Raw genomic sequence first — 4,631 nt, 5'->3', positions numbered from 1 at the left:
TTCAAATTCTTCAGAAAACAAAAACTCTTCAAGAAGGTATTCAATATTTCCCTCCGAGTGTTCCACTTCTTTAGAATAGACTTTTGACACCATTATCATATCGTTTATATCAAATTTTCCTAATTTTTTGTATCTCAAAGCCGCCAAACCTCTTATAGTAAAAAATCCTAAAAAAGCAAACTTGGCTCTCGAAATCACATCACAATCATACACTGCCTTTGTAAAATATCTGAATACAAAATACACCATAATATTCTCATACCAAATGTCAAGCATCTTAATGTCTTTCCTGCATTCTTCAAATTCTACCAGAACTTCTTCATTAAACTCCGTTTTAAATTCTTGAAAAAACTGCTCCCATTCCTCTCCCAATACATATAATTCTCCAAGCAGATAAAAAACTTCTTCCAAAAACGAAGATATTTCAGCCTTTTCAGGCTTGGGACAGACTACATCCAAATTCTTGATTGTTTCACATAAATTTTCATCTTCGCTGCCTTCATTTATAACTTCTTGAGCCTTAGAAACAAAGATTAAAAACTCTTTTATCCTATTATAAATATCCTTATCTCTATTCTGTAGTATAGCTATTCCTCTATCTCTGATAGTTTCAATTTCACCGACAAACAAAGGTGTACTTTCTTCAAATATAAGCTCGTTAGGAATTTCCTTCTCTACAAAGCGAATCTTATCTTCCCTTTCAAATATCAGCTTACCTACCACTTCGCAGGAAAGAGCCATACTCTTTTCTCTTGTGTGTTCGTATTCCACAGTAAATCTCGGATATTCAGTACAAACCTTACAAAGCAACTTCTCTCCAAGATTGATAAATATATCACAAAGATTATCTTCATTAAGAAATGGACATCTATTACCATTTAATCGAAAAGTATTGCATTCACCCGTTTCATCCGAGCCATCTTCCATTGACTCTCTCAACCTTTTTCCAAAACTTCCTTCTACTTTTTTATAAGCTTCATAAGACTCCTCATCTATATCAAGTTCCCATCCTATGCAGCAACTGTCTTTACACTCTCCCCCTATACATTTAAAATCATTATAATAATCCGGTATCCTTAATTTCATTTATCTCCTTTAATGTTTCATTCCCTTTAATGAAATCGGCTCTGTCATATTGACAGGATCTAAAATCTTATCAATTTCTTCTGCCGTAAGTATTTTTTCTTCCAATATCAGATCTCGCACTGATTTATTGGACTGAAGTGCCTTTTTAGCAAGTTCGGCAGACTTCTTATAACCGAGGTATGGACAAAGTGCTGTAACCACACCCACACTATGGTCAACAAGTTCCTGACAACGGGCTTCATTTGCAGTAATTCCTACAACACAGTTATCTACAAAGGTCTGAATGGCACTTGCAAGCATATCAATAGACTCAAACATACAGTAGAATACCACAGGCTCAAAAGCATTCAACTCAAGCTGTCCTCCCTCTGCCGCCATCGTAATAGTCATATCATTTCCAATAACCTTAAAAGCAACCTGGTTTACCACTTCCGGAATAACCGGATTTACCTTCCCCGGCATAATAGACGAGCCATTTTGCTTAGCAGGAAGATTTATCTCATTAAACCCTGCACGAGGTCCTGAAGACATAAGCCTTAAATCATTGGCTATCTTAGACAGTGTAACCGCACAAGCCTTAATTGTTCCGGATACAGATACGAAAGAGTCTATATTCTGAGTTCCGTCTATGAGGTCATTTGCCTGTTCAAATTTTATTCCTGAAATCTCAGAGAGCATCGGCGTTATTATTTCCATATATCCTTTATCTGCATTAATCCCTGTGCCAATTGCCGTTCCACCCATATTTACAAAACACATCTCTTCCATAGCATTTTCCATACGGTTTATATCCCTCATAACTGCAACGGAATATGCCTTAAATTCCTGCCCTAAACGAATTGGCACTGCATCCTGCATCTGAGTTCTACCCATTTTAACAATATGGTCAAATGCAACAGCCTTATCACATAAAGCTGTGTGAAGTCTTAAAAGCTCATACTTTAATCTGTCAAGCAGGCGAAGAGTAGTCATCTTACCCGCTGTCGGTATCACATCATTAGTTGACTGCCCATAGTTTACATGATCATTAGGATGAACAAAGGAATAGTCTCCCTTTTTCCCTCCCAGAAGCTCAATTGCCCTATTGGCAATGACCTCATTTGCGTTCATATTAATAGAAGTTCCTGCTCCACCCTGAATAGGGTCAACTATAAAATCTTTCCAATAGTTTCCCTGTATCACCTCATTGCAGGCATCTATAATAGCCTGGGCTATATCATCATCCATCAATCCAACCCTATGATTTGAAATTGCCGCTGCTTTTTTTATAAAAGCCAGGCTCCTTATAAGTTCAGGATGCATCTTAAGTCCCGTGATATGAAAATTTTCTGCCGCCCTTAGCGACTGCACTCCATAATAAGCATCCTCCGGCACAGCTTTTTCACCAATAGAATCACTCTCCGTCCTTAATACCGCCTTTTCTTCCTTCATCCCTTGCTCTCCTTTAAAATTAAAACGACAAAGGTCTTCCTCTGCCATTTTAATATTTTTTATCAAATTATTCAATCATATTTAATCAAACAAAACATATAATAAAAAAGTCCAACAAAATCATCTATAGACTTTATTGGACTTCTCCACATCATTTCTTCTGAATTAAATAATGAAAATAATCACTCATAGTTATGCAATATTTAGTTTTCTCCAGCATACCATCCATTACAGCCTTACGCAGTTCATAATAGACTGCTGTATTTCCATTTTCCCAATAAGCAGCATGAATATCCTGTACCATCTCCCATACAACCTGCTCTTCATCTTTCTCAATTATCATATTTACATGGTCACAAGGCATTCCATTTACAAAAAAATCTTCAAAATACTGATATATTCCTGCTGCCCCTGTATCAAAATTAACAGCATTATCTTTTCCAAAATCATATGCCGTCAGCTTCAGTTTGGCAATATCTTCACCCTGTTTTTGTATATCACCAATCAACCTTGCATACCTGTATTCTGCATCCCTAATCTGTAGCTGAAGCCATCCATGAATGTTGCTCTCATCTATTACCGACTCAAGTTCCGGAAGTTCTTTTATATAAGGAGCTGCATCCTGTATCCGACCTCTTTTGATTTCCTTATCCGCAATATACGCAGTAAGTCTTTCCTGATTTCCAATCTTATCATAAAGCCAATAGTGAATAGGTCCTAAAAACATACTCATATTATTTATCCCTCCGTTTCTTTATTCAGCAGCATAATGTTATTTTTGAAAATGCTCTTTTGCAAATTCCATGTCCTGTACTACCTCCACAGTGCCAAGATATTCTCCCGACTTATCTCTGACAGCCATATAAGTTACAAGCATACATTTTCCACCCTTATCCATCCATATTTGAACCTTATCTTTTTTCCCACTTCTAAAATCATCTATGATTGAGCGAACCATCACTTCAATCTTAGGTGGATGACAGGAAAATACATCACGGTCAATTGCCATTCCGGGACGCTTAAATACCTTAGGTCCTTCGTTAAAGAATCTATTAATATTATCTGCATCAACAAAGGTAATTTCAAGTGGAATTGTATTTAGCAGTGCCGTAAGCTGAGCTACTGTAAGATGCCCTCCAGGCATCACTATTTCTTCATCCAAACCAGGCTTTACATCTGTTTTAGCTGCTTCTGCCTTTTCCCAAATTACATTTTCCACACCAAAACATTTTGCATAGTCTTTAGAATCATAATATATTCCGAACCATTCTTCCTCAGTAAAATTTACTGCACAGATTGGAAACAATATGCTCTGTTCTTTATGAACCATCTCTTCTATGCGCTTTATTACTTCATCAGTACGCTTAATCCAGTCCTCATCATGCTCCTTCAGTTTTGCCAGCTTCCCAATTTCACCCCTAATCTCATCATCTGTTGTCCATATTACTGCCGACGGTCCTAAAATACCATATTGTACTTTTAAATGTGGATATAATAAATCCCCTTTTTTAGCATAATGGATTGATATTTCCTGGATTTTCTCAAATATCTCATCAGCTCTCGAATCTTTATATTTCTCAAGAAGTATGGCTAAAGCCTCATTTTCTTTAGTAAATGTATAAAGCGGATGCCCTGTAATCTTAATAAGTTCAGCAGCTCTTTCATGCTTATCTGAATAGTCTTTTTTAGGAAAAGAATCTCGCCTTGCAAGTTCCTCTGAAATTTTTTCTGTCATAAATATCCTCCTCAGTTATCTTTTTACTATTATATAATGATGTGAGTGTCAAAAGATAATAAATTCTCTTGCAAGCAAGCCCCAATCGAATTTTTATACTTTTGACACTTGTATCATATAATAATTTTACACCAAAGTATGTTGCTTTAACAACATATATCAAATATAGTGTGATTATAATCCCTTGTTTTGAGATATGTTTTCTGATAAAATTAGTAAAACATTTAGGAGGCTCATATGGCAGGTTCAAATTTTGGTACCTTATTCCACATTTCAACCTGGGGAGAGTCACATGGAGCAGGACTTGGAGTAGTTATAGATGGCTGTCCTGCCGGACTTCCCCTCAATAAAGATGATGTTATGGCTTATATGAATAGAA

At 36.4% G+C, this 4,631-nt stretch carries 5 protein-coding genes; 1 reads left to right on the top strand and 4 read right to left on the bottom strand.

Annotation, left to right across the window (positions count from 1 at the left end; all coding sequences use genetic code 11):
• The 4 genes from fliB to ACTTKP_RS11345 all read right to left on the bottom strand — a co-directional run.
• Positions 1 to 1,086, bottom strand: a 1,086-nt coding sequence (gene fliB, locus ACTTKP_RS11360; protein ID WP_442554014.1) for a flagellin lysine-N-methylase, incomplete at its 3' end; no start/stop codon positions are given.
• A 9-nt stretch (positions 1,087 to 1,095) separates the two neighbouring features.
• Positions 1,096 to 2,517 (bottom strand): aspartate ammonia-lyase, encoded by a 1,422-nt coding sequence (locus ACTTKP_RS11355; RefSeq protein WP_442554013.1) that lies wholly within the window; start codon positions 2,515 to 2,517, stop codon positions 1,096 to 1,098.
• Positions 2,518 to 2,668: 151 nt separating this feature from the next.
• On the bottom strand, positions 2,669 to 3,250 hold the full coding sequence (locus tag ACTTKP_RS11350) for a hypothetical protein (protein ID WP_442554012.1): 582 nt from the start codon (positions 3,248 to 3,250) through the stop codon (positions 2,669 to 2,671).
• A 39-nt stretch (positions 3,251 to 3,289) separates the two neighbouring features.
• The gene (locus tag ACTTKP_RS11345) at positions 3,290 to 4,252 is read right to left on the bottom strand and encodes a PAS domain-containing protein (RefSeq protein ID WP_442554011.1); all 963 of its coding nucleotides are present in this window, start codon (positions 4,250 to 4,252) and stop codon (positions 3,290 to 3,292) included.
• Positions 4,253 to 4,489: 237 nt separating this feature from the next.
• Here ACTTKP_RS11345 and ACTTKP_RS11340 point away from each other — a divergent pair.
• Positions 4,490 to 4,631: chorismate synthase (locus ACTTKP_RS11340; protein WP_442554015.1), on the top strand; the 142-nt coding region annotated here is incomplete at its 3' end.

Source organism: Catonella sp. (assembly GCF_052169795.1).
In the GTDB taxonomy this organism is placed as follows: domain Bacteria; phylum Bacillota; class Clostridia; order Lachnospirales; family Lachnospiraceae; genus Catonella.
Note: the sequence above shows the minus strand (reverse complement) of the source record. Positions and strands in the feature narration are given on the sequence as shown.